Source organism: Francisella salina, assembly GCF_000219045.1.
In the GTDB taxonomy this organism is placed as follows: domain Bacteria; phylum Pseudomonadota; class Gammaproteobacteria; order Francisellales; family Francisellaceae; genus Francisella; species Francisella salimarina.
In genome coordinates, this window is sequence record NC_015696.1 from 382,549 (window position 1) to 406,454 (window position 23,906).

Here is a 23,906-nt window from a genome sequence, read left to right on the forward strand (position 1 = left end):
TGTATAATTATACACTTAATACTTATGAATTTAATTAAAAGGGTTCCAAAATGCGTCCAAGTGGAAGAAATAACGATCAATTACGTACTTTAAAAGTTACACATAATTTTACGAAACATGCTGAAGGTTCAGTTTTAATAGAATTTGGTGATACTAAAGTTTTATGTACAGCTTCTGTAGTTGCTGGTGTACCAAGATTCAAAAAAGATTCTGGTGAGGGGTGGTTAACTGCTGAGTATGGTATGTTACCGCGTTCAACTCATACTCGTATGGATAGAGAGGCTGCTAGAGGTAAGCAATCTGGTAGAACACAAGAAATCCAAAGGCTAATTGGTAGAGCATTACGCGCAAGTGTTGACTTAACAAAGATAGGTGAGAATACTATCAAAGTTGACTGTGATGTAATCCAAGCAGATGGCGGCACGCGTACAGCATCTATTACTGGAGCATCATTAGCTATCAGGGATGCTATAGATTATATGAAGCAAAATGGTATGCTTGATGAACAAACTAATCCATTAATGTCTCAGGTTGCTGCAATATCTGTAGGTATTTACAATAATGAGCCTGTACTTGATTTAGATTATGATGAAGACTCTAATGCTGAAACAGATATGAATGTAGTTATGAATTCAAATGGTGGTATGATTGAGATTCAAGGTACAGCAGAAGGCAAAAACTTCTCAGAAGAAGAATTTGCTAAAATGCTAGGTCTTGCTAAAAAAGGTATTAAAGAAATATTTGAAAGTATATTCTAGTTCTTAATAAGCATAATTCTTATAAAATAAAATCTTAAAGAGTATTTATATGAGAATTTATCTTTGCCAGTAATGCAAAATCTTTTGTTTTCAATTCAAATAGAAATTCTTGTAATGGTTCACTTTTTGCAAAAAGAAGTCTTTGCTCAATTTGTTTAATTTGGTCTTCTAATGTCTGTCTTTGTTGATATAATTCACGAAGCTCTTTATCAGCGTTATTAAAAAAGTTTTGAATATTATCTTCTTTTTTGGCTTGTAGTCTAGTTTTGAGGTTTGTGCTTAGACTAGAAGTTCTGTTTACTGATAGCTTTTTTCTACTACCTAAAGAAAGTTTTTTACGTGGTTCTTGCTCTGACATTTATTTCTCTTAGTTATTAAATTTTAGACTTAATGTTTGAATTGTATAAGAATAACAATATAAATAGGAATTATAATATATTTGTTACTAAATTTATAGCTCCAAGCTTTAGAACTTTAGGTGATTTTGTTAGGAGTCACTCTAATTGATTCTAAATCTATTAGTGCACCGTAACTATCATCTTTTCCGGACTCTCTTAGTGTTAAGGTCTTACCTGAAGCACTAGTATTTTGTAAATCTATGTCAATTGTTTGCCAACCTTTAGAGAAGCTATCATGTGTATAGACAAGCTCATCACCTAAATAAACTTCAAAGTTACTTGAGTCATCACCAGTTCTAGAGTAAAAATCAAATGACATTTGCATACTATCAAAACCTTTTGATGCTAAATCATGAGAAAAGTCAACAATCTCATTCCTATCGCCGTCAAGCTCAGCAACATTTGGTCGGATATCATCAATATTATCAAAATTATTCCAAATTTCTATTTGCTCATCACCACCAGTTATATACCATTTTCCAAGGAAGTCACTGCCTGTATCAACCTTACCCCAATCATCATCTACTGTTGTTTCATCGTATTGGAAGCTATCTTCACTAAAAATCATATTATTTTCTTTAAGTATCCTAAAGAACGTAGCATCACCAAGTATACAATGCTCAGGTATGTTAGATTCATTTAGAGTATTGCCTGCAACTACACACCTCCATCTTACCATATCTGTTGGTACACTTTCTGGGCGTACCATAATCTCAGCATATCCATTTACTATGCCACTTCCCCCAGCTGTACCGATATTTTTCGTAAGAGCTGCATACTCATTAACTTCAGAGTAATCACCTTCAAGGTAAAAGTTTTTATTATCTTTTTTTAAAGTCCCATATTTCTTTTGCGCGTGCTGTTAATACAGACACTTCAGTAGCTATTTTTGTCTTAATTATGTAGTCAGAGTATGTTGCATAACCAAGAGTTGCTAAGATAGTAATTATTGCTATAGTTATAATTAACTCAACTATAGTAAAACCATTATGTTGAGTTTTTATATTCATATAGAGGAGTAGTTTGTTTGTATGTCTTATTATTATATCTTATTTTTAGGTGAAAATAGATTAAAAAAATATTAAAGGATAGTTTTTGTTTTACTTGGATTTGACTCCAATCGAAGCAAGTCTTTTTTCGATAGATGGATGAGTAGAGAACATATCAGACATATCTCCACTGCCTATACCAGCACTTAGTGGATCAAAGATATATGACGCACGACGGAGATTTTCATTTTTATTATGCTTATAGCTATATTGAGCTTCTGCTGTTTTACTATCGCCAGCAATCTTTAGTAGAGCATTTGCCATTGGTACATTTGTACGCATTAGCTCAACTGCTCCAGCATCTGCCATATACTCTCTTGTACGACTCAAGAATAGCATCATAAATATTGTGAAAATTTGTAACACATATCTTAAAATCATAATAATGATAAAAAATACGGCAGCATTATTGTTACGATTATTGCTGTTGCTATTATTATTGTTTCCTGAGAAAAGAGCTGAGTAAAATAAGAAATCCATAATAATAAGCATCATATTGGATAAAACCATAGTGAATAAGTTGAGCTTAATATCTTGATTTCTAATATGAGTTAACTCATGCGCCATAACAGCTTGTAGCTCATCACGGTTAAGAGCATTTGCAAGTTTTGTTGTGATAGCAACCATTGCGGACTTTTCAGAGTAACCTGATGCAAAAGCATTCATATAATTGGCGTCAATTAAAAAAACCTTTGGCATATATCGCATACCCGCAGCTACTTTCATTTCTTCAACAACATTATATACACGACGAGCTAAAGGATCTTGGTTATCTGCTGAAACCTCATGATATTCAGTGCCAGATAGCATAATTTTGTCATACATACTAAAAGTGATGAATATCCAAATTACTGCTATAGCAGATATGATCATAGTAGCGTAAGGAGGTATTTGAAATGTTGCTAATGCATAAAATACTTTTGATATAGGTAGCTCAATACCATATTTACTATAGTAAGCATTCGCAAACTCACCATATCGCCAAAAGGTATCAACAAAAATTCCTAGCAGAAAAAAAACAATTAGGAATGTTGCTATGACAAAATATGTGCGATAAGTATTTTTACGAACAACTTCACGCCAGTTAACAGATCCATATTTTAGATTATCAGTATTTGACATCTTATAGTTCCACTCTAGAGTCTTCTAGTTGTTGTTTTTTCTCTTCTGAGATATTCCAGTATACAAATTCTTCATTTAGCTTCTTGAAGATATTAACTACCATCCCAGCAAAGAAGGATTTTTTATGAGCATTGTATCTTTCTATTGAGTCATTAAGAGCTTGTTTAGCAAAAGCTAATTTATTTTCAGTAGATGTAATTTCCTCTTGTAACTGAATTACGTTTTGATTAGCTTTTAATTCTGGATAGTTCTCAAATTGAACATTTATACCTTTTGCTAGATCAGAGATCTGATTTTCAGCATTTATTCTTTCTTGAATATCGCCATTTGCTTTAGCTAAATTAGCTTGGTTTCTTAGTGCTACAACTTGCTTTAGTGTTGTTTGTTCGTAGTCCATATATTTTTTAACAACATTTACTAATGAGTCAAATACTTTGGCTCTGCGATCAAGTTGTACATCGATTTGTTTTTCAGAGTTTTTGACTGTTTCGATCTCTGCTATTAGTTTGTTGTAAGTCATAACTATATATACAGCGGCTATAGCTATTATTATCAGTAGTATTATCCCTATAGACATATTATCTCCATTTATTTGAATTTGTGTTACCTATGTAAAGATGACTCCAAAGTCTAAAATTTTCAAGTTTTATCTTAGCTATTTGATATCATCTTCTATGAATTTACAAAAAGCTTGTGTTAAAGCGGTGTGATATTTTTTCTCATGTAATAATTTGTAGAAGTTTCTAGACAGATCGAGTTCTTTAGTTTCAAGTATATAATATTTAGCAGTATCTAAAGCTTGGGTTGTAATTACCTCGGATATACAAGCCAGGCAATCACTATATGCAATATACTGTTTTATTGCTTCTGAGCTACGCAGAGTTATAGCTTTTTTTATACTTGATACTTTATCTTCAAGAGCATTAAAAAATATTTCAAATGTTCCAGATCCTTGTTCTCTCATTGCCCACTCATAATCTAAAAGATCTTTTATCTTAATATTTTTTTTCTTAGTTAATGGGTGGTCAATACGACAAATTATTTTTAGACTATCTTTTGTCCAAAGGTAAGTCTCTAATGTTTTACTATTACATTCGCCTTCGACAAAGCCTACATCACAGTTTAGTGACTCAACGCTATTTATAATTTCTTTTGTATTACCTGAGATAATCTCAAAATCTGTATCTGGATGTAACTTTCTAAACATTGCTACATATTTTGGTAATACATAATTGGCTATTGTGGTACTAGCACCAATAACTATTTTCCCAGATAATTGAGTGCTATTTAAGCTAAATGATTCAAACTCTTCAATTTCATCTAAAATTTTAATAGCCTTTGCTAGTAGGTTTTTACCATTATCATTTAGTTTCATTCTTTTACCAACACGATCAAATAATGTTGTATCAAGCATGTTTTCAAGTTGAGATAGAGACATACTTGCGGCTGCTTGTGAGATGAAACATTTTTCAGCACCAACACTAATGGATTCTGACTTAGCTGTATTTACAAATACTTGTAACTGTTTTAATGTGATTCGCATATTTATATTTTAGTAATACTTATATTACAAAATTTTATTATAAGATTTTCTGATATTCAATATAGATAAGATTTATTAAGACAGTATATTGATGATTGAGTATAATATGTCTTAGGCAAATAAATTAGGTTAATTATGGAAAGCTTTATAAAATATAAGTGGGCAGTGGTAGGTGCTGGTCCTGCTGGTATGGCAACTATCGGACAATTATTAGACAGTGGTATAAATGCAAAAAATATACTTTGGATTGATCCGAATTTCGGTGTTGGTGATCTTGGTAAAAAATGGGGCGAAGTTAGTAGTAATACAACAGTAGAGTTATTCTTGAGATTTCTGAATGATATAAAATCTTTTGAGTTTGAAAAAAGATTACAAAAATTTGTCCTAGAAAATTATGATAAACAAGGATTTTTACAGTTAAAAGATGTTGCAGAACCTTTGCAATACGTTACTGATAATCTACTTCAAAAAGTTGATTATAGTTTAGATACTATAGCAGAAATGAAAGTAGCCCAAGGTGTATGGAATCTGTATGGTGCAAGAGAAAATTATATGGCTGAGAAAGTTGTTTTAGCAACAGGTTCTATACCTAAAACTTTGAATATTCATAATCCTGAAACTACAAAAGAAATTGATCTTGCTACAGCATTATCTCCAAGTAAACTGAAAGAAGAGCTTATTGAGGGTGATAGAGTTGCAGTTTTTGGTTCATCTCATTCGGCAATGATAATCATTAGAAATTTAATTGAGCTTGATGTTGAAGATGTGGCTAATTTCTATCGTCAACCATTGAGATATGCTATCAATATGGGAGATTGGATTCTGTACGATAATTCAGGTTTAAAAGGTGAGACAGCTAAATGGGTTAGAGCAAATATCTCCCAAAATTTAGATAGTCGAGTCAAAAGATATTTATCAACTAATGAAGAGATAAATAAGCATTTACATGAGTATAATAAGGTTATTTATGCAGTTGGCTTTGATCAAAGAATACCTTGTGTAGAGAATATGGATGCTAGAGTTTATGATCCTACAACGGGAATTATAGCGCCAGGACTTTTCGGTGCGGGCATAGCATTTCCACGCAAAGTAACAGATCCTAATGGTAATGCTGAGCTAAATGTTGGTTTATTTAAATTTATGAATGATATTAAGCGTTTTCTACCATTGTGGATGAGATATGATATTTAGCTTATTTTAGTAATCTGAGTGAATTTATAATTATAATCAGAGTAGCTCCCATATCAGCAGCTATTGCCATCCATAAAGTAGCTAAATCAGTTATTGCAAGAGATATAAAAATCGCTTTTATAGCAATAGCACAACTTAAATAGTAGCTTTTACTCTGCCAATATTATTACAGGTGCTGGAAATGACTTAGATGAAAAACTATTTATCTGATGTAAGTTATTAGCATTAGATACCGAAATAATACTAAAAATTGATGCTGCCGCAAACATAAATTTTTTCATTTTTATTACCTAAAATACTTTCTAATATTTGATGTGTGTATTATCCCAGTATATTCTTATAAAGTTAAATATATTAAATTTATAATTTTGATAACAGAAAATTATAATATATGGGTGTTTACAGTTTAACAACTATAGAGTACAAAAGAGAAATTAGTCATAATCTATATACAAGAAAGTATTGTTTTTAATTGCTGAGCTTAATAATAATACTATTACCATTTTTAATAATAGAGCCTTGTTGAGGGTATACTGGTAAGTTTGTTGATATTTTTTTAGCTATATCAATTTGCTTCTCTGTAGGCATTTTGTAGTAGTCATTCAGCCAGTGGAGAAAGTAATAAACTCTATGGTTTAGATTACTTTCTTGCCATGAGCTATCAGGAAATATACTGCTAAATAAATCAAGATTGCTATTTAAGTAAAAGGGTTGGTTTATAGTTGTTTTTATAAAGTAACTATTGTCAATATGCTTTGAGGCGATGAAAATGATTGCCGTATTATATATTTTTGTGCCTATTTTATCATAGATGTTTTGGTATAAAGAATTTAGAGTTATATGCTTGTGTCATATTTTTACTGTAAGTCAAGAGACATATTTGTTTGAAGTTTATTAAAGCTATTATTATGGCTACTATTAATATAAGTTTTTTTCTTCTAAATACTTCAAAACAAACACTCGCTAGCATCGCTATACTAAGTGGTATAGTAAATAAAATTCTTAATGGCAATGGCGATATAAGGATTATTGGGAGTAATAGGGGTGTAATAATACCAATTAAAACTATAAAACTATCAAGTTTTTTAAGTTTGAACATCAATGCTAATAGTATGATATAGCATAAGCCGTAACTAATTGTAAGGCTTGAATCTAGTGTGTTTAGTATATATCTAAATAATAGACTTAATTGATTTGCTAAGTTAGTAGTATGCCAACCATCGTAAAAATTAGTAAGGTAATTTGACTTACCAACAAAAAAGTAAGATATATGCGTTGTAATAAAATATAGCACTAAGGCAATTATAGCCACGAAAATGGAATAATAAAAAAGCTAGCTACCTCTTTAGGAGTCAGATTTTTTTTGATGGAGTTTAATATCAACACAGTTATCATACCTTCTATATAGTAAACTATAAAAGATTGATATATACCCAGAGCAAAATATATCATAAGACTACTAAGTAGTATATTAGTAAGCCAATTTTCTTTTTGGAAAAGTTGTGCTAAAAAATATACTGATAGCGAGCTTAATAAAAAACCTAGTCCTATTTCTATACTTTGGTTAACGAAATTCAGTTGAAAAATATATACCGGAGATATAAGGTAAAACAATCCGAAGATGATTGTTGATAGTTTATTGTTGCTAATGTTATTGAGTATTGCTATCCAGACTATATAAGAGCAGAAGATAAAACCTAAAGCCAATATTGAATTAAAGTAAGGAATTGGTACTGTTCCAATTATCGAAACTATTAAACTAAGTATAGGTCTTCCAAGCCTTAAAAATTGTACATCTAATGGGTATAGATACTTACTATTACCTAAACCGTATGTTGCAAGCTCGGTATCAATAGATATTGTCCAAGATGCTATAAAGTATGCGTATGCAGTAATTGAGCAAAGAAGGGTAATTTTTATTACTAGATTATTTTGAATAATAACTTCTTTAAGATCTGCTAGTAGTTGTCTCATTAAATATTTGGCCACGAACTATACTTTTTTATTAGACGCAAATGTTACAATATATTCAGTAGAAAGTGAAACATAATTGATAGAGACTAATATGAAAAAAAATATACTTATATTAGGGGCTGGTGCTTGGGGTACTGCACTGGCATTGCAGTTAGCTTATAAAGGCCATGAAGTAAGAATTAACTCTTGGAAAGCAGGGCATAACGATCAAATGCTCGCAGAAGGTAATAACCAAAAATATTTACCAAGTATAGAAAAATTCCCAGATACTTTAACAGCTATACAAGACTGGAAGGCTAGTATTGATGATTTCGATGACATATTAGTCGCTACTCCAAGCTCAGGCTTTAAAAAGATTATTTTTGAGCTAAAAGACTGTATGCTGCCTAATCAAAATATTATTAGTGCTACGAAAGGGTTTTGTCATGATACCTATGCTCTATTGAGTGAAATAGCAGAAGATATTATACCAAATACAAAATTCGCCTTATTAACAGGTCCAAGTTTTGCCAAAGAGGTAGCTAATAAACTTCCGACAGCTGTTGTAGTAGCATCTAAAAATATTGAGTACGCTAAATATACACAAAAGCTTTTCAGCAATGAAAATTTTAGGTGTTATACAACTACTGATATTATCGGTGCTCAGGTTGGTGGTGCTGTTAAGAATGTTTTAGCTATTGCCGCAGGTACTGCTGCTGGTATGGATTTTGGTGTTAATGCTCATGCAGCACTAATTACAAGAGGTCTAGCAGAAATTAAAAAATTAGGACTTAAGCTTGGAGCAGATGTTGAAACATTTATGGGCTTGAGCTGTCTTGGTGATTTGTTGCTTACTTGTTCAGACAATCAATCGCGTAATCGTAGATTTGGATATTACCTAGGTCAAGGTATGTCTATAGAAGAGTCTTTGCTTAAGGTAAATAATGTCGTAGAAGGATATTCTACTGCTATAGCAGTGTATAAGCTTGCTCAAAAGCATGGAGTAGATATGCCTTTGGTCTTTGCTACTTATAGAGTTTTATATGAGAATGTAGATCCAAAAGATATGGTTAGACAACTTATGACTAGACAATTAAAAAATGAAAATTAATCTCCTCCAGCAACTTGTTTTGGTACATAATCTTTGAAGTTAGTTTCTTGCATTTTTACTTTAGTATTAAAAGCGTAGTCACCAAACTTAATTAGAGGTTTAGCTATAACCGAATTTTCCCATAAAGAAGAGTTTTTTACATAATCAATAGAGTTGAGAGTTGAGCAAGCGATTGCAAATATAAAGCTAAAACGTACTAAAGCTATAAAAAATGCTAAAAGCGTATTTGATAAACTCTCTTTTTCTTTGTTATTGCGCATAAATACTTTCATTACACCAAATATGATTAAGTATGCGCAGACTAGAACTAATATAAATGAAGTTATATAGGAGGTATTGTTGTCTGTGATCAGAGAGTTAAGGTATGCGTTTTGTATTTTTTGAGCAAGTATACCTGCTAATACTACGGCAAATATCATAAGAATAAATAACACAATATTTTTGAATAATCCTTTCACAGCTGCAAAAAGACTTAGTATAAAAATAAAGATTATTATAAGAATATCTAAAAAGTTAAGACTTGTTAAAAAATCCATTTTTTATCCCGTGATTATATCTTTGATTTGATTTAATTTTGTTATCCCAGTAATCTCAATACCATCAGTCTTTAGTGATTTTGAAACATTAGATTGAGGTATAATAATTTTCTTAAAACCATGTTTCTTAGCTTCATTTATTCGTTCTATACCATAAGGTACTGGTCTAATTTCACCTGATAAACCAACTTCTCCCATTATTAGCATATCATGAGGAATCTCTATTTCCTTTATACTAGAATATATAATCAATATTAGTGCTAAATCAATACTTGTTTCACTAATTTTGATTCCACCAACAACATTTAAAAATACATCTTTGTCATATAGGTCAATATGCATATAACGTTGAATAATAGCTAGTATCATTGCTAAACGATTGCTATCGATACCTACACATAATCTTCGTGGAGGCTGATTGATATTTTTGTCCACGACTAATGATTGTAGCTCAACAAGTAGAGGGCGTGTACCTTCCCAAACTGATACTATTACGCTACCAATTAAATTTGTACGACCATTATTCAAAAAAATTGCGGATGGGTTTTTGACTTCTTTCATGCCTTTATCAGTCATTGCAAAGACACCAATTTCATTTACAGCACCAAACCTGTTTTTTAAGGCACGCATCATTCGGTATCTGCCGTTGTCTTGGGACTCTATAAATATTACAGCATCAACTATGTGCTCTAATACCCTTGGCCCTGCAACCTCTCCAGATTTAGTGACATGTCCTACCAAAAAAACAGATATTTGATATTGTTTTGCAATTTGAGTAATATACGCTGCCGATTCTCTTACTTGTGATACACCACCAACCATAGATGATATATCAGGGTTATACATGGTTTGGATTGAGTCTACTACAACCACTTCTGGTTTATGTTCAATCATATAGCTAGCGATTTGCTCTATGTTTGTCTCACACATTACTAGTAGATTATCTTTTGGGAGATTTAACCTTTCTGCTCGTAGCGCTATCTGTTCAAGAGACTCTTCACCACTGACATATAGAACTTTCTTTTGTAAAGATAAAAAAGACATAATTTGTAGAAGTATCGAAGATTTGCCTATACCTGGCTCCCCTCCAACCAGTGTTACAGACCCCTTAACAATTCCTCCACCTAGGACTCTATCAAATTCGGATATATGCGTAGACATTCTAGAGTGCTCTTTGCCTTTGATATCAGCTAGTGCTGTAGCTTTTGAAATGCTGCCAGCAAAACCAGATCTAGCTATGGGTGTTTTTTTTGAATCAGGTTTGATTTCTTCAACAAAAGTGTTCCATTGATTGCAGCTGTGACACTGTCCTTGCCATCTAGGAGAAGTAGCTCCACACTCTTGACAAATAAATATAGTTTTTTGCTTAGCCATAGCTTAATTTACTTTGCCTTATAACCTAATAAGTACTTAGATAGTACTCTTTCTGTTTCGGAGGCATTAGGACCAATGAATTGTACAATATAGCGATATTTTTCTGGATTCTTATCATTAACTGTAATACTTGGTGGGAATACGGAAATAACTTGAGCCTCACAACCTACTTGTTCCTTTAGTTCAGATAAGGTTACAGACACTCTTACTATATCATGTAAATATAATAGTTTAGAGCTACTAATTTCTATTCCACCATTTTTAATAAGTTTTACGAAGTGGTTATATAGCTGTTCACGTTGATCAAACATATATTCTTTCTCAAACTTAATATCATCTTCACTATAGTCAACACCTGCGTGTCCTTCTACAATTTCACTAGATTCATCTTCATCTTTTATTTCGACTTGATCATTGCCTATATTATTTTCATCTAGGACTTCGCTACTTTCATCATCTTCATCAATAAGTTCAGGGTCTATGTCAAGTCCTTTATTATCTCCAAGATCAATTTCAATAATATTTACATTTTCATCATCAATATTATCATCAATATCATCATCTACTTCATATTCATTAGTAGTATTATCAGCCAAATCATTTTCAAAATCATCTTCTTGTAAAATATCATCAGATAGTTCATCTAAGCTTTGTTGAGACTTTTGTGGTTTTTGACCTAACATTCCACCACGATGATTGCTTTTAGTATTAGCTTTTTTTTGACTACTCGAAGAGCCTTTCTTTAGAAGGTCTAATCTACTCATTTTATATGCCTCCTAGCCTTTAAGCGAATTTTTCTATAAATGAAATATGAAATGCTAGAAATAAGAATAAGGATAAGTATAGATAGAAATTTGTGTTCATATATCCAGTGTTTGATATCAGCTTTATCTACTAGCTGTAATAAAGCGTTGCCAAAAATATATCCTAAAGATATATATATAGTTGACCAAATAAAGCTACTGATAGCATCTAAAGTCATAAATTTAAATCTTTTTACTTTGCTAATACCTACAATCAAAATAGTAACTGTTCTTAAACCATATAAAAACCTTATGCTTAGAATTGCTAATGTTTCATGCTTATCTAAGATTGCTAAAGCTTTTTGGGCTTTGTAATGCCATGAAGCTTTTTTTGTTAAGATTCTTTCGCCCATAAGCTTAGAAACTGTAAAAATAGTATTGTCATGAAGTATAGCACCAATTGTAGCAGCTAATATAACTAGGGGATAACTAAACATTGCAGCAGCTGTGGCGATGCCAACCATAATAAGAAATATCTCTCCTTCAATAAAGACTGCCAATATTACCGCCAAATATCCCCATTCCATTAGGAGATTCCAAAATTCAGCCTGTGTCATGGTTATTTCCCGTAAGAGTTAGTGATTAGTAATTCATCAACCAAAACTAGTGCAAGCATAGCTTCAGCTATAGGAACACCTCTAATGCCGACACAAGGGTCATGTCTACCTTTTGTGATAACTGTCGTATCATTACCATTTACATCTATACTTTTACCAGGTTGTAAAATGCTTGATGTTGGTTTGAATGCAAGCTTAGTAATTATGTCTTGCCCTGTAGAAATTCCACCTAAGATTCCACCGGCATGGTTTGTTAAGAAACCCTGGTTTTGAGTTATTTCATCGCGATGTTCACTACCTTTTTGAGCAACACAGTCAAAGCCATCACCGATACTTACAGCTTTTACAGCATTTATACTCATCATAGCGTAAGCAATAGTAGCGTCAAGCCTATCAAAAACTGGTCTGCCAAGTCCTGCTTCTAAGCCAGTAGCGATGACTGTAACCTCTGCACCAATCGAGTCTCCTTGCTTACGAATACTGTGAATTAAGCTTTCACAATTTGTAATAGCATCTCTATTTGCTATGAAAAATGGATTTTCATTAATAAAGTTTTTTTCTATAAAGTTGATCTTAAGATCACCAATTTGGGAGCAGAAACCAAAAACCTCAATACCATTATGTTTTAGTATTTTTTTTGCTATTGCACCAGCTGCAACACGCATTGCTGTCTCTCTAGCAGAAGACCTTCCACCACCACGATAGTCACGAATCCCATACTTTTTGAAATATGTATAATCGGCATGGCCTGGGCGAAATTTATCTTTTATTTCACCATAATCTTTTGATTTTTGATCTTGATTCTTTATTATTAGACCTATCGGTGTTCCAGTTGTTTTGCCTTCAAAAACACCTGAGATGATTTTAACCTCATCAGGCTCTTTACGTTGAGTTGTGAATTTTGATTGACCTGGCTTACGCCTATCTAGCTCAAATTGTATATCTGCCTCACAGAGAGAGATATTACTTGGGCAACCATCGATAATTGCCGCAAGTGAATCACCATGGCTCTCGCCACATGTCGTTACTGTAAAAATTTTACCGAAAGTATTTCCTGACATACTTAATAATAATATATGATGTATTTTTTTATGATAGCATAAATGATGAGTAAATTTAGCTAATCTAATCTTGATTTTAGATAAAAACTTTTTTGGCTATTAAGATGTAGTATTAAACTTGATTGAATTATTTTTTTAAACTAGCTTCGAAGAGTTTCTGTATACTAATTTCTGAAAAGCTAATAAAGGTATTGTTACAGCTATTGCAATTAATCCGAGTTTTATGATCAAAGGGGATGAGAGTAAGAAACTGTTTATTAAGTGACATAAAGATCCTAGCCATGCCAGCACAATAAATAACAAGCAGTACCCTGTAAAATGTTTTTGCTTGTAGTTTTTGTATGTCTGAGGTAACCAATATACAAAGCATATTGAGACAGAGGTGATAGTTGTAATTATATATATAGCACTAGGCTTATATCGAATTGCTAATATTGCAATTGTAATAAGCATAACAAAAATTAAATTAATTACTTCGGGCATTCTTTTATTGTTAAAAGATATCTGTAATTGTTGTACTGTGATTCCAATTAGATAGCCTATAGAGATAACAAGTAACCTCCAATCGAGATTTAAGTCTACTATTTGTACAATGCAGCAAAGAGTGAATATGAGCATGCTAAACTGAGTAAGCATACTTATATTATCTAGAGATTTCTTATTTTTTGCATTGTAAATGATTTGAGGAACAAACTGTATTAAATATATTATAAGCGATATGTTTAAGATTAATTCGCTAAGCTCTTGGGTGTTGGTTGATAGTTCCATATAAAAGTAATAAATAATCAAATTCTGAAGTTAATAATATTCTATTTAATTATATGTTTGTAATTGATTAAAATCCACCTGTTTAGATAAGTACTATGTTATTGTGAAGATAGTTTTTTATAATAGAATTTTTGTATTAAAAGAATTGTTATTGCAGGCAAAATGATTAGTGCATTTGGTGTAAATGTAGGTTCTGATAAAAGCATGAAGCTACTAGCAATATAAAGACTGGTTCCAACCAGTGCTATTAAGACAAAGCTTAAGCAAAAACCATCTGCTCTTTTTTGTTTATAATTTTTATAAATTTGCGGTAGCCAATAAAGTGTATTTATAGTAAATCCAACATATTCTATTAAATTATAGATGCTGTCATTATCCGATCCCATAGCAAGTAGTGCAATTGCAAATAGAATGATAAAGCTAAAGTTAATTATCTCTGGCAATTTTTTGCAAAAAATGGATATTTGTAATTGTTGTATAGACACTCCTATAAGGTAGATTATAGCAACACTAGCATATTGCCACTCATATCCGAAGCTAATAGTTTGGATAATATCACATAGTACAGTGATAAATATTCCAAGTTGTGTCAACATGCTAATGTTAGATAAAGAGTTTTTGTTTCTTACATTGTGAATGATTTGGGGTATGAACTGGATGCAATAAAGCAAAATGGAAATATTGAAAATAAGTTCTCCAAAAAATGGATTGTTCATTATCTCTACTCCAGTTTGAATACTACATAATTTTATAGTAGCACTTATTTATTTTTTAATAAATAAATATGCTTATATTGAGATACTTATTTAAACAGATATAAGTATTTACCATAACCCTTACTCTTCATCTCATCTTTAGGGATAAATCTTAAGGCTGCAGAATTCATACAATATCTTTTACCAGTAGGTTGCGGACCATCATCAAAAACATGACCTAAATGAGATCCTCCATACCTAGATAGGACCTCTGTTCTATTCATAAACCAACTATTATCACTCTTCGTTTTTATGAATGAATTATTTATGGGTTTTGTGAAGCTTGGCCATCCAGTTCCAGAGTTATATTTGTCTGTTGAGCTAAATAGAGGTTCGCCAGAAACAACATCTACGTATATACCTTGTTTATGATTGTTCCAGTATTTGTTGTCAAATGCTCTTTCAGTGCCACCTTTTTGTGTCACATAGTATTGCTGCCTACTTAGATTAGCTAAGGCTTTTTGTTTATCAAAGTTTTGCCAATTAGGTGTATCTGCAAAGCTAACTAATGGAATAATCATAAAAATGATTGATAGTATTCTGTTCATAAAAGTTCTCCTCTTAGCTATATATTTATAGTTGATAACATTAATTGCAATTTAAACTCTAGATTAAAAAAATAAATATTTGTATGATTATTTGTGTATGAACTACAATTTTTAGAGGTATATGAAATGTATAATTTTTTATAAATTATTAGGTGTCAGTGTGTTTACGTTTTTGTTAGCGGATTGTTCACTTCTACCTGGGAAGAAGCCTTATGATCGTGGCCATGATTTTGAGTTGATTGTGCATATGAAAGATGTTAAAACCCAAAAAGAAGTGGGCACGGTTACAATATCTCCTTACATTCATGATGGTAAGCAAGAGGGTATGCTGATTACCCCTTATTTATATAATCTGCCAGCATCAAGTGTACACGGGATGCATATCCATATTAATCCAAGTTGTGATGATAATGGTCAAGCAGCAGGGGGGCACTGGGATCCTCAGCACAATGACAAACATCTTGGACCATACAATGACAATGGCCATAAAGGAGATTTACCTGTATTAGTTATTGATGCTGATGGAACGTCTACAAAACCTGTTGTTGCACCAAAGCTAGATTCTTTAGAGGAACTAGTTGGGCATAGTTTGATGATTCACGAAGGTTCCGATAACTATTCTGATAACCCTAAGCCTCTAGGAGGAGGTGGTAATAGAATGTGGTGTGGAGTTATAGGTGATTAACTAATATTGCTTTAGAGATTAGTCACGCCTATGAAATTAATCTAAAATAATTTGTACTTAGAGATTGGATCTAATGATTTTGTTAGGTACAATTCCTATACTCTCTAAAAATAATGAAAGTAATGAAATGAAAAAAATACTATTAATATGCATGATTTTGTTTTGGTTTAACTGTTATGCTGCTGATAAAAATGAGGTGATTTTAGAAAATGCTTCTTTTATAAGAATTGATTCTAGTTCTGGTTCAGACAATAAAATGAAAATAACATCTGAAGGTGATAAAATTATTTTTGAAATAGATAGAAAAGCTAATATTGAAAGTACTAAATTCTTTTTTGATGGTTTGAAATACAGATATAATAAGTTGGGTCTTTTAAGTAAAGATATAGAGTCTAATTTCTCTGCTAATTTAGATTTAACAATTTCTCTAGAAAAAGGTGATTACCAGCTTAATAAAATTAGATTTGTTCAATTTCATGCAGGATTGAGAAATTCATGGAGAATTGCTGGAGAAGATTGTTTTACTTATGCCGAAAAAGATCCTCGAGATCAACATGGCCCTGCTCTTTTATGTAAAGCGACAAATTTGTCTACGAATAAACCTACATTCTTGATAATCTCTTCAATTGATGATTCTAACAAATATACGATTAGAGCAGATAATATGCTACTTTAATCAAACACTGTTTGATTTATGTTGATAAGCAAATAAATTTTAATGGTTATTATAGAGACGTGACTGTGCTATAAAAGTTATTTAGTATAATCTAGCAACTGGAATTTACTCCTGGAGAAAACTTGCATTAATAGTGCTTTTATTTGATAATGTTGTTTAGCTGAAAAATACTATAAACACGGGAGTTAAAATGTCTAATTTAAATGAGGTTGGTAAGATTTATGAGCGTCCTTGGGGAACTTATCAAACAATTAATTTTACCGATAAGAGCCAAACTAAAATAATCACTGTAAAGCCTAAAGGTCAGCTTTCTCTACAAAAGCATTTCAAAAGAGCTGAACACTGGGTGGTTGTTACTGGCAAGCCAACTATCACAGTTGATGATAGTGTTAAAGAATATAGTGTTGGTGAGCATGTTTTTATCCCCAAAGAATCTGTACATAGATTAGAAAATTTCACAGATAATGATATTCAAATTATTGAAGTGCAAGTTGGTGATTATCTTGGCGAAGATGATATTGTTCGTTTAGAAGATATTTATAAGCGTGATTAATTTTCAAATATTGTCCTAAAAAGTCTACCTATTATTTCTCTATCATCTAAAATAACTAGTATAAATTTTTTGAATAATCCGGAGAAATAATGTCTATAAAATCAAAAGCAGCTGTTGCTTATAAAGCTGGAGCACCTCTCTCAGTTGAAATAGTAAATGTTGCGTTACCAAAAGATGATGAAGTTTTAGTAGAAATAAAAGCTACTGGAATTTGCCATACTGATGCTTTTACATTATCTGGAGCAGATCCAGAAGGGCTTTTTCCTGCTATATTAGGACATGAAGGCGCTGGTGAGGTTGTAGCAGTTGGTAAAAATGTAACCTCTGTTAAACCAGGCGACCATGTCATTGCACTTTATACGCCAGAGTGCAGGGAATGTAATTTTTGTCTAAATCCAAAAACTAACTTGTGTCAATCAATAAGAGAAACTCAAGGTAAGGGTCTAATGCCGGACGGTAGCTCTCGATTTACAACACAAGACGGTAGAGAGATTTTCCATTATATGGGTTGCTCAACTTTTTCAAACTATACTGTCTTACCTGAGATAGCGGTTGCTAAAATTCGTAAGGATGCACCATTGGATAAGGTTTGTTATATTGGTTGTGGTGTGACAACTGGAGTTGGTGCGGTTGTTAAGACGGCTAATGTTGAAGCTGGTGCAAGCGTTGTTGTATTTGGTCTAGGCGGGATTGGATTGAATGTGATTCAAGGAGCTAAACTGGTTGGAGCAGGGCAAATTGTTGGTGTAGATATTAATAATGATAAAAAAGAATTGGCTGAAAAATATGGTATGACAGACTTTGTTAATCCAAATGAGATTGATGAAGATTTGGTGCAACACCTTATTAGATTGACTGGTGGTGGTGCTGATTATAGTTTTGAGTGTATTGGTAACACTGAAGTAATGCGCCAAGCTCTTGAATGTGCCCACAAAGGCTGGGGTGAAAGTATAATTATAGGTGTTGCTGGATCTGGACAAGAGATTTCTACTCGACCATTCCAGCTTGTGACAGGCCGTACTTGGAAAGGCTCAGCTTTTGGTGGTATGCGTGGTAGAACAGATGTACCAATGATTGTTGACTGGTATATGGATGGTCGTATTGATATTGACAACCTTATTACTTCAAATATTAAAATAGAAGATATTAATAAAGGTTTTGAAGAAATGCATAATAATATAAGAACAGTAGTTACTTTTTAGATTATTTATATATTCAGTTGCTTTGGTCAACCTCGCAAATGCTAGAATTTCTTGGCTTATCAGTAAGTTAATTGCTCAGGTACTACTTTAGGTATAGTAGGCTATATTTGTAAGTTAGAGAAATATTTAGGTTAATTCATTATCAATATTGATAATGAATTTATTAAGTAAGGAATTATAGGATAAGAAGAATTTAGAGAATAAATTATTTATTGTTATAAACTTTAATAGCTTTGTCTAGAAGTTCTAGAGCTCTTTTAAGAGCCTTTTCTTCTAAGATGTATGCAATTCTTATTTCGTCTTTACCAAGACCTTTAGTTGCATAGAAATCTGCAGCAGGAGAGACCATAACAGTCTCTTTATTATCATCAAAGTCTGTTAATAACCATAATGCAAACTTCTCAGCGTCATCAATAGGTAGTTTTGCAATTACATAAAAAGCACCTGTAGGCTTTTCACAAACTACATTATCCATTTTTGAAAGAGCTTCAAAAGTGATGTCTCTTCTTTTTTGGTATTCTGTGTTTACTTTTTTTAAGTAATCTTCTGATACTTCATAAAGAGCGGCTGAACCTATTTGTTCAAGAGTTGGTACACATAGTCTAGTTTGGCATAGTTTTGTAACTTCTTTGATGAAGTCTTTGTTTTTTGTACAAAGAGAGCCGATTCTAGCACCACAGGCGCTATATCTCTTAGATACAGAGTCAACGATGATTACGCGATCTTCAACACCTTTGATATTTCCAAAAGATGTACAAGTAAGATCATCATAAGTGAACTCTCTATAAACTTCGTCACTTATTATAAATAAGTCTTTTTCTTTAGCTACTTCTGCTAGTGTTTCTAACTCTTCTTTAGAGTATACAACACCAGTAGGGTTGCCAGGGTTAGAGATCATAATAGCACGAGTTTTGTCAGTTACACATGCAAGTATTTCTTCTTTTGAAGGTAAATGAAAGCCTTCCTCAGCTTTTGTTGTGATTGGCTTAATTGCTACGTCAACAGCAGTTGTAAAACCGTTATAGTTTGTATAAAAAGGTTCTGGTACAAGTATTTCATCACCAGCGTTACAAATTGCAATAGCAGCAAATATTAGAGCCTCTGAACCACCGTTTGTGATAAGGATTTCATCTTCAGCGAAGTCCATGTCAAATCTTTTGTAGTATTTTGATATAGCCTTGATTAAGCTAGGCTCGCCGTTAGCTACTGAGTATGCGATAGTCTCTTCATCAAAAGCTCTGATAGCATCCATAAACTCACTAGGAGTTTTGATATCAGGTTGGCCTATATTTAGGTGATAAACCTTTTTGCCTTGTTTTTGAGCGGCTATGGAATATGGCACTAACTTACGTACAGGAGAGGCTTGCATAGCCTTAACTCTTCTTGATAATTGCATTTAGTAAATCCTTTTTGTTTGATATTGGTTTAAGATATACAAGTTGATTATAATATATTTTCAAAGCTTAAAAAATTATAAATTAGTAAAAATAAGCTAATTATTCAACCTTTTCACTTATTGTTGATTTTACATCAAGTTTAACTTGTTTACCGGAACTATTTGTTGCTTTGATTTCATAAGCGCCGTCATCATACTCTATTTTTGATATTCCATGATATCCTTCACTTTCTAATCTTTTGAGTATACTTATCAAGGTATTAATACTATTTCGATATTAAATGTTTAAATACAGTCTTGCAAGTGGTTTGATATTAATCGATTTAGAATTCTTACAAAAGCATATATAATAATTAAGTTACAATATTTCGAGTGATATTAGTATGCTACAACATCTGGCTATTAAAAATTTTGCGATCATAAAATCTACAGAATTTGACTTTAGAGAAGGTATGACTGTCCTGACTGGAGAAACAGGGGCTGGTAAGTCGATTTTGCTTGATGCTTTGAGCTTTGTGCTTGGTGCAAGGTTAGAAAAAACTTTTATACAAGATGGTAGTGTAACCGAAGTTTCGGCAACATTCTGTATCAAAGATAATAAAAAGGCAAAAAAACTTTTAGATGAGCTTTTTATTGATTATGAAAATGATGAGTGTACATTTCGGCGAGTAGTTAATAAATCTAAACAAAGTCGCTTATTTATAAATGGTAGTGTTGCCAAATCTACTGATGTCAAAAAAATCTCAGATAAGCTTATAAACATTTATAGTCAAAACTCTCATCAGGATTTGCTTGATCCCAAGTCACAACTAAGTTTACTAGATAGTTTCGCAAATAATGATGATATATTGAGAAAAGTTTCAACGGTGTTTTATCAACTGCAAAAAGTAAATTCTGAGATATCAGAACTTCAGGAGTATGTTGATGGGCAAAATAGCCAAAGAGAGTTATTGGAGTATAAGCTTGATGAGCTTGTAGCTCTAGAGCTTGAAGAAAATGAGTTCGAAGAGTTATCTAAGCATCAAAAGAATCTCTCGAGTGTTGATGATATTGGCTATAGTCTTAATCATATCTCTAATTTGATGTATGATGCAGATATTAATATTATAGCAATGCTAACAGAACTTGAAAAAGAAGTGTTAAAGTTAGATGAAACATCTTTCAAAAGTCTTCAGGAGCTGATTTCTCAAACTAAGGTGTATGCTCAAGAAAGTTATGATGAAGCACAAAATAGACTAGAATCCTTGGAGCAAGATCCAGAAGCACTATCAAGAGTCGAGCAGAGAATGGGTGAGATATATGATTTTGCACGTAAACATAAAGTTGAGCCAAACTATATGTATCAGTATATCCAAGAGCTTCATGGTGAGCTAGAGAGTTTTAGTCAAGACGGTGAAAGGTTGGCTCAACTAAATGAACAAAAGCAAAAGCTTGAGCAAGAATATGATAGCTATGCACAAGAGCTAAGCCAAGCACGCCAAGCCACAGCAAAAGAATTTTCTAAGCAAGTTGAGAAAAATATTCGCTCCCTAAATATACCGAAAGGTAGCTTTGTTGCGCAGATTCTATCATCTCAGAATAAGACATCTAAAGGTATAGATGAGTGTCAATTTATGATTAACTTTAATCTAGGTGAGCAACTTGCACCAGTTAGAAAGGTTGCTTCGGGTGGGGAGCTAAGTAGAATAGGGTTATCAATACAAGCAGTATCGGCTGCTAAGAGATCTTATCCAACTTTAGTATTTGATGAGGTTGATGTCGGTATATCAGGAGCTACGGCAGAGATTGTTGGTAAGTTACTAAAGAAGCTCTCAGAGAGACTGCAGGTGTTGTGTATAACACACCAGCCACAGGTAGCAGCTCAAGGTCATACACATTTGCATGTTACTAAGAAGTATCTCAAAGATACTACAGAATCAAAAATTATAGAGCTAAATCAGCAACAGCGTATTGAAGAAATAGCTAAAATAGTAGGGGGAGTAGATATTTCAGAAAATACTTTATCACATGCTAGAGAGCTTTTGGGTTTATGATTGCTACCGGTCTTATTTTGATCTTTTGGATTATCTTTACAAAACAAGCAGACATTCCCAATTAGGTGTGAATCTTTTGGTTTTATTTACCCCATTTTTTATTGATGTTTGCACCACCACTTTTTTAGATTTATATAAACATTGAGTTATGAGAACATAGATACAAAGTGCAGTATAATTAGGGTTAGTAGTATTAGAATTTTAACTTCTAATCTGATTATACTGCCAAGAGCTATATTTATCAGAAGTTTGAGTAAAAGCACTTGGAGATATATCTTCAGCTTGGTTAGTATCTAGTCTTTCAACATTTACTGAACTATTAACACTAGATTGTAGTGAATCCATGGCACTATTATATTGCTCATAAGAGCCATTATAGTCACTATCGAACCCTTGACTTTCAATGCCATTAATTGAGCTAGATACGTTTCTTTGTTCATTTTGAAGCTCTAAAGATCTTGCATTTGCATCTTGCCTATTTGTGTCATATATGTCTCTTTGTTGGTTGAAGTATTCAGCAGCTTCTGTAGCATTGTTATAGTTGCTGCCTGCTTGGCTAGACATTGTCGCTCGTGTACTATCAATTCTACCTTGGTAGTAGTCGACACTATTTTGCCAAGATGTTGTATCAATATCATCTGCAGCATTATCAATTAGTCCTTGATAGTAGTCTAAATTAGATTGATTACTTTGTATGTTTTGATATTTTTGGTAATCACTGAAAGCAGTATCTGCATTGCTTTCAGCTGAGCTCATAGCACTTATAAGGTCATTGTATTGACTATCTTGTACTAAGGCTTCTGTTGTTCTATTTTGCCATGCTGTGACAGCATCGTTATGATCATTCATTAAGGTATTATCAAAATTTGCTCTTTGGGATTTATATGCTTCATAATCACTGTCTTGATTTTCGCTAGATGAGTTACAGCCTTTTGGTAAGACATTGCTACTTGGGGCAATGTAAGAACCGCTATTGTTATAAAATTCAAAATTAAGTCCAAAGTAACCATCATTAATACTAGACTGTTCTTCAACTATAGATACTGAACAAGTCCATTTAAAAGTATTGTCTTGTATTCTTGGAGTTAAGGCTATTTGATAGGTTGTGCCTTTTATGTTGCTTACACCTACGATTCTACCATTATGTCCAACTATATCACTCATCACACTAGTATTGGCATTACCAATATTAGCATCATCTGTGACATCATAGTTTTCTAACTGTTCTTGAGTGGAGACACCATGCGAAAAAAAGTAGTCTTGCACATCTTTTTTATAATTCTCTAAGGTGATGAGACTCTCGGTCAGCCTAGTTCTAGTGACATAATTTGAATATGCTGGTACTGCTATCGCTGCTATAACAGCTATAATAGCGATTACAACCATTAGTTCAACAAGAGAGAATCCTTTTTTGATTTTGTGGTTTAGCATACTATTATAAATAATAAAAAATTAATTTAATTATATATTATAAAAGTATAAACTCAAATACTTAATTTATACCGATATATCAAGTCCAAAATGATGGAGAAGTCTAAAGATATACCCGCCTTCACGGATGTGGCAGAGGTGTATGAAATACAGTTATTCCCAAGCAGGTGGGAATCTTTAGGTGATTAGTAATATATGTAGTGACAGATCATTGATCTGTCAGTTGTTATATATGGCTATGTAAGACTGTACGTTGTGCTATTACTACAAAACAGAAATCTGTCATTCTATGGCTTGACCATAGAATCCATAGAAAAAAGATGATTATGGTCCAAAAATAGATACTACAGTCGGAGACGTAGTATGACGCATTACAACTAATTAAAACCTGTCATTCCGGACT

Annotated in this window: 27 protein-coding genes; 8 read left to right on the forward strand and 19 right to left on the reverse strand. The window is 32.5% G+C overall.

Going from position 1 to position 23,906, the window contains the following annotated elements:
• Positions 1 to 50: 50 nt before the first annotated feature.
• Positions 51 to 758 carry a ribonuclease PH gene (gene rph / locus F7308_RS01975; protein WP_013922177.1) on the forward strand — a complete coding sequence of 236 codons (708 nt, stop codon included), beginning with the start codon at positions 51 to 53 and terminating at the stop codon, positions 756 to 758.
• A 34-nt stretch (positions 759 to 792) separates the two neighbouring features.
• Here the strand turns inward: rph and F7308_RS01980 are convergent, their stop codons facing one another.
• From F7308_RS01980 to F7308_RS02005, 6 genes are all read right to left on the reverse strand, one after another.
• A complete protein-coding gene (locus tag F7308_RS01980; RefSeq protein ID WP_013922178.1) occupies positions 793 to 1,116 on the reverse strand; it encodes a hypothetical protein in 324 nt (107 codons plus the stop codon).
• Between the two features lie 116 nt (positions 1,117 to 1,232).
• Positions 1,233 to 1,865, reverse strand: a complete 633-nt coding sequence (locus tag F7308_RS09990; protein WP_232215354.1) for a hypothetical protein — start codon at positions 1,863 to 1,865, stop codon at positions 1,233 to 1,235.
• A 112-nt stretch (positions 1,866 to 1,977) separates the two neighbouring features.
• Entirely contained in the window at positions 1,978 to 2,166 is a 189-nt protein-coding gene (locus F7308_RS10250; RefSeq protein WP_013922180.1) for a prepilin-type N-terminal cleavage/methylation domain-containing protein, read from the reverse strand.
• A gap of 90 nt (positions 2,167 to 2,256) precedes the next feature.
• Positions 2,257 to 3,327 (reverse strand): zinc metalloprotease HtpX, encoded by a 1,071-nt coding sequence (htpX, locus tag F7308_RS01995; RefSeq protein ID WP_013922181.1) that lies wholly within the window; start codon positions 3,325 to 3,327, stop codon positions 2,257 to 2,259.
• A gap of 1 nt (position 3,328) precedes the next feature.
• Entirely contained in the window at positions 3,329 to 3,904 is a 576-nt protein-coding gene (locus F7308_RS02000; protein WP_012279935.1) for a LemA family protein, read from the reverse strand.
• Between the two features lie 78 nt (positions 3,905 to 3,982).
• Positions 3,983 to 4,870 carry a LysR substrate-binding domain-containing protein gene (locus F7308_RS02005; protein WP_013922182.1) on the reverse strand — a complete coding sequence of 296 codons (888 nt, stop codon included), beginning with the start codon at positions 4,868 to 4,870 and terminating at the stop codon, positions 3,983 to 3,985.
• 135 nt (positions 4,871 to 5,005) lie between these two features.
• On the opposite strand from F7308_RS02005, the gene F7308_RS02010 reads away from it, so the two are divergent.
• Positions 5,006 to 6,061 (forward strand): FAD-dependent oxidoreductase, encoded by a 1,056-nt coding sequence (locus F7308_RS02010; RefSeq protein ID WP_013922183.1) that lies wholly within the window; start codon positions 5,006 to 5,008, stop codon positions 6,059 to 6,061.
• Positions 6,062 to 6,210: 149 nt separating this feature from the next.
• On the opposite strand, the gene F7308_RS10380 is transcribed toward F7308_RS02010, so the two are convergent.
• On the reverse strand, positions 6,211 to 6,342 hold the full coding sequence (locus F7308_RS10380) for a hypothetical protein (RefSeq protein WP_013922184.1): 132 nt from the start codon (positions 6,340 to 6,342) through the stop codon (positions 6,211 to 6,213).
• A 1,021-nt stretch (positions 6,343 to 7,363) separates the two neighbouring features.
• Complete coding sequence (locus F7308_RS02020) at positions 7,364 to 8,035, reverse strand: glucosyltransferase domain-containing protein (RefSeq protein ID WP_049775474.1); 672 nt, start codon at positions 8,033 to 8,035, stop codon at positions 7,364 to 7,366.
• Between the two features lie 91 nt (positions 8,036 to 8,126).
• Here F7308_RS02020 and F7308_RS02025 point away from each other — a divergent pair, with 91 nt between their 5' ends.
• Positions 8,127 to 9,125 carry an NAD(P)H-dependent glycerol-3-phosphate dehydrogenase gene (locus tag F7308_RS02025; protein WP_013922188.1) on the forward strand — a complete coding sequence of 333 codons (999 nt, stop codon included), beginning with the start codon at positions 8,127 to 8,129 and terminating at the stop codon, positions 9,123 to 9,125.
• Here the strand turns inward: F7308_RS02025 and F7308_RS02030 are convergent.
• The 8 genes from F7308_RS02030 to msrB form a co-directional block, all read right to left on the reverse strand.
• The gene (locus tag F7308_RS02030; RefSeq protein ID WP_013922189.1) at positions 9,122 to 9,661 is read right to left on the reverse strand and encodes a CvpA family protein; all 540 of its coding nucleotides are present in this window, start codon (positions 9,659 to 9,661) and stop codon (positions 9,122 to 9,124) included. The genes F7308_RS02025 and F7308_RS02030 overlap by 4 nt on opposite strands.
• A 3-nt stretch (positions 9,662 to 9,664) precedes the next feature.
• Positions 9,665 to 11,035: a DNA repair protein RadA gene (gene radA / locus F7308_RS02035; protein ID WP_013922190.1), complete on the reverse strand. Its 1,371-nt coding sequence runs from the start codon at positions 11,033 to 11,035 to the stop codon at positions 9,665 to 9,667.
• A gap of 8 nt (positions 11,036 to 11,043) precedes the next feature.
• A complete protein-coding gene (locus F7308_RS02040; RefSeq protein ID WP_013922191.1) occupies positions 11,044 to 11,799 on the reverse strand; it encodes a PilZ domain-containing protein in 756 nt (251 codons plus the stop codon).
• Positions 11,796 to 12,395: a DedA family protein gene (locus F7308_RS02045; protein ID WP_041263593.1), complete on the reverse strand. Its 600-nt coding sequence runs from the start codon at positions 12,393 to 12,395 to the stop codon at positions 11,796 to 11,798. Before F7308_RS02045 ends, F7308_RS02040 begins: the two co-directional genes overlap by 4 nt.
• A gap of 2 nt (positions 12,396 to 12,397) precedes the next feature.
• Positions 12,398 to 13,456, reverse strand: a complete 1,059-nt coding sequence (gene aroC, locus F7308_RS02050; protein ID WP_013922193.1) for a chorismate synthase — start codon at positions 13,454 to 13,456, stop codon at positions 12,398 to 12,400.
• Positions 13,457 to 13,591: 135 nt separating this feature from the next.
• Positions 13,592 to 14,224: a PQ-loop domain-containing transporter gene (locus F7308_RS02055; protein ID WP_013922194.1), complete on the reverse strand. Its 633-nt coding sequence runs from the start codon at positions 14,222 to 14,224 to the stop codon at positions 13,592 to 13,594.
• Between the two features lie 98 nt (positions 14,225 to 14,322).
• Entirely contained in the window at positions 14,323 to 14,940 is a 618-nt protein-coding gene (locus tag F7308_RS02060) for a PQ-loop repeat-containing protein (protein ID WP_013922195.1), read from the reverse strand.
• 86 nt (positions 14,941 to 15,026) lie between these two features.
• Entirely contained in the window at positions 15,027 to 15,527 is a 501-nt protein-coding gene (msrB, locus tag F7308_RS02065; protein WP_013922196.1) for a peptide-methionine (R)-S-oxide reductase MsrB, read from the reverse strand.
• A gap of 121 nt (positions 15,528 to 15,648) precedes the next feature.
• On the opposite strand from msrB, the gene F7308_RS02070 reads away from it, so the two are divergent.
• The 4 genes from F7308_RS02070 (at position 15,649) to F7308_RS02085 (ending at position 18,643) form a co-directional block, all read left to right on the forward strand.
• A complete protein-coding gene (locus F7308_RS02070) occupies positions 15,649 to 16,212 on the forward strand; it encodes a superoxide dismutase family protein (protein WP_041263594.1) in 564 nt (187 codons plus the stop codon).
• Positions 16,213 to 16,339: 127 nt separating this feature from the next.
• Positions 16,340 to 16,888: a hypothetical protein gene (locus F7308_RS02075; protein ID WP_156796580.1), complete on the forward strand. Its 549-nt coding sequence runs from the start codon at positions 16,340 to 16,342 to the stop codon at positions 16,886 to 16,888.
• Positions 16,889 to 17,078: 190 nt separating this feature from the next.
• Positions 17,079 to 17,441 (forward strand): phosphomannose isomerase type II C-terminal cupin domain, encoded by a 363-nt coding sequence (locus F7308_RS02080; RefSeq protein ID WP_013922199.1) that lies wholly within the window; start codon positions 17,079 to 17,081, stop codon positions 17,439 to 17,441.
• An 89-nt stretch (positions 17,442 to 17,530) separates the two neighbouring features.
• Positions 17,531 to 18,643 (forward strand): S-(hydroxymethyl)glutathione dehydrogenase/class III alcohol dehydrogenase, encoded by a 1,113-nt coding sequence (locus F7308_RS02085; RefSeq protein ID WP_013922200.1) that lies wholly within the window; start codon positions 17,531 to 17,533, stop codon positions 18,641 to 18,643.
• A gap of 205 nt (positions 18,644 to 18,848) precedes the next feature.
• Here F7308_RS02085 and F7308_RS02090 read toward each other — a convergent pair whose 3' ends face one another.
• Both F7308_RS02090 and F7308_RS10000 read right to left on the reverse strand, forming a co-directional pair.
• On the reverse strand, positions 18,849 to 20,039 hold the full coding sequence (locus F7308_RS02090; protein WP_013922201.1) for a pyridoxal phosphate-dependent aminotransferase: 1,191 nt from the start codon (positions 20,037 to 20,039) through the stop codon (positions 18,849 to 18,851).
• Positions 20,040 to 20,139: 100 nt separating this feature from the next.
• Positions 20,140 to 20,295 carry a PepSY domain-containing protein gene (locus tag F7308_RS10000; protein ID WP_013922202.1) on the reverse strand — a complete coding sequence of 52 codons (156 nt, stop codon included), beginning with the start codon at positions 20,293 to 20,295 and terminating at the stop codon, positions 20,140 to 20,142.
• Between the two features lie 127 nt (positions 20,296 to 20,422).
• On the opposite strand from F7308_RS10000, the gene recN reads away from it, so the two are divergent.
• A complete protein-coding gene (recN, locus tag F7308_RS02095; RefSeq protein WP_013922203.1) occupies positions 20,423 to 22,072 on the forward strand; it encodes a DNA repair protein RecN in 1,650 nt (549 codons plus the stop codon).
• A 201-nt stretch (positions 22,073 to 22,273) separates the two neighbouring features.
• Here the strand turns inward: recN and F7308_RS02100 are convergent, their stop codons facing one another.
• Complete coding sequence (locus F7308_RS02100; protein WP_013922204.1) at positions 22,274 to 23,503, reverse strand: pilin; 1,230 nt, start codon at positions 23,501 to 23,503, stop codon at positions 22,274 to 22,276.
• Positions 23,504 to 23,906 lie beyond the last annotated feature (403 nt).

What these genes read in the sequence shown, in the direction of transcription:
- F7308_RS02070 (WP_041263594.1), top strand. Translation starts at nt 15,649, where the DNA reads ATGAAATGTATAATTTTTTATAAATTATTAGGTGTCAGTGTGTTTACG.
- F7308_RS02025 (WP_013922188.1), top strand. Translation starts at nt 8,127, where the DNA reads ATGAAAAAAAATATACTTATATTAGGGGCTGGTGCTTGGGGTACTGCA.
- F7308_RS10250 (WP_013922180.1), bottom strand. Translation starts at nt 2,166, where the DNA reads ATGAATATAAAAACTCAACATAATGGTTTTACTATAGTTGAGTTAATT.
- F7308_RS02005 (WP_013922182.1), bottom strand. Translation starts at nt 4,870, where the DNA reads ATGCGAATCACATTAAAACAGTTACAAGTATTTGTAAATACAGCTAAG.
- F7308_RS02040 (WP_013922191.1), bottom strand. Translation starts at nt 11,799, where the DNA reads ATGAGTAGATTAGACCTTCTAAAGAAAGGCTCTTCGAGTAGTCAAAAA.
- F7308_RS02020 (WP_049775474.1), bottom strand. Translation starts at nt 8,035, where the DNA reads ATGAGACAACTACTAGCAGATCTTAAAGAAGTTATTATTCAAAATAAT.
- F7308_RS02100 (WP_013922204.1), bottom strand. Translation starts at nt 23,503, where the DNA reads ATGCTAAACCACAAAATCAAAAAAGGATTCTCTCTTGTTGAACTAATG.
- F7308_RS02085 (WP_013922200.1), top strand. Translation starts at nt 17,531, where the DNA reads ATGTCTATAAAATCAAAAGCAGCTGTTGCTTATAAAGCTGGAGCACCT.
- F7308_RS02010 (WP_013922183.1), top strand. Translation starts at nt 5,006, where the DNA reads ATGGAAAGCTTTATAAAATATAAGTGGGCAGTGGTAGGTGCTGGTCCT.
- F7308_RS02080 (WP_013922199.1), top strand. Translation starts at nt 17,079, where the DNA reads ATGTCTAATTTAAATGAGGTTGGTAAGATTTATGAGCGTCCTTGGGGA.
- F7308_RS02045 (WP_041263593.1), bottom strand. Translation starts at nt 12,395, where the DNA reads ATGACACAGGCTGAATTTTGGAATCTCCTAATGGAATGGGGATATTTG.
- msrB (WP_013922196.1), bottom strand. Translation starts at nt 15,527, where the DNA reads ATGAACAGAATACTATCAATCATTTTTATGATTATTCCATTAGTTAGC.
- F7308_RS02055 (WP_013922194.1), bottom strand. Translation starts at nt 14,224, where the DNA reads ATGGAACTATCAACCAACACCCAAGAGCTTAGCGAATTAATCTTAAAC.
- aroC (WP_013922193.1), bottom strand. Translation starts at nt 13,456, where the DNA reads ATGTCAGGAAATACTTTCGGTAAAATTTTTACAGTAACGACATGTGGC.
- F7308_RS01980 (WP_013922178.1), bottom strand. Translation starts at nt 1,116, where the DNA reads ATGTCAGAGCAAGAACCACGTAAAAAACTTTCTTTAGGTAGTAGAAAA.
- radA (WP_013922190.1), bottom strand. Translation starts at nt 11,035, where the DNA reads ATGGCTAAGCAAAAAACTATATTTATTTGTCAAGAGTGTGGAGCTACT.
- F7308_RS10380 (WP_013922184.1), bottom strand. Translation starts at nt 6,342, where the DNA reads ATGAAAAAATTTATGTTTGCGGCAGCATCAATTTTTAGTATTATTTCG.
- rph (WP_013922177.1), top strand. Translation starts at nt 51, where the DNA reads ATGCGTCCAAGTGGAAGAAATAACGATCAATTACGTACTTTAAAAGTT.
- F7308_RS02090 (WP_013922201.1), bottom strand. Translation starts at nt 20,039, where the DNA reads ATGCAATTATCAAGAAGAGTTAAGGCTATGCAAGCCTCTCCTGTACGT.
- F7308_RS02030 (WP_013922189.1), bottom strand. Translation starts at nt 9,661, where the DNA reads ATGGATTTTTTAACAAGTCTTAACTTTTTAGATATTCTTATAATAATC.
- recN (WP_013922203.1), top strand. Translation starts at nt 20,423, where the DNA reads ATGCTACAACATCTGGCTATTAAAAATTTTGCGATCATAAAATCTACA.
- htpX (WP_013922181.1), bottom strand. Translation starts at nt 3,327, where the DNA reads ATGTCAAATACTGATAATCTAAAATATGGATCTGTTAACTGGCGTGAA.
- F7308_RS09990 (WP_232215354.1), bottom strand. Translation starts at nt 1,865, where the DNA reads ATGGTACGCCCAGAAAGTGTACCAACAGATATGGTAAGATGGAGGTGT.
- F7308_RS02075 (WP_156796580.1), top strand. Translation starts at nt 16,340, where the DNA reads ATGAAAAAAATACTATTAATATGCATGATTTTGTTTTGGTTTAACTGT.
- F7308_RS02000 (WP_012279935.1), bottom strand. Translation starts at nt 3,904, where the DNA reads ATGTCTATAGGGATAATACTACTGATAATAATAGCTATAGCCGCTGTA.
- F7308_RS02060 (WP_013922195.1), bottom strand. Translation starts at nt 14,940, where the DNA reads ATGAACAATCCATTTTTTGGAGAACTTATTTTCAATATTTCCATTTTG.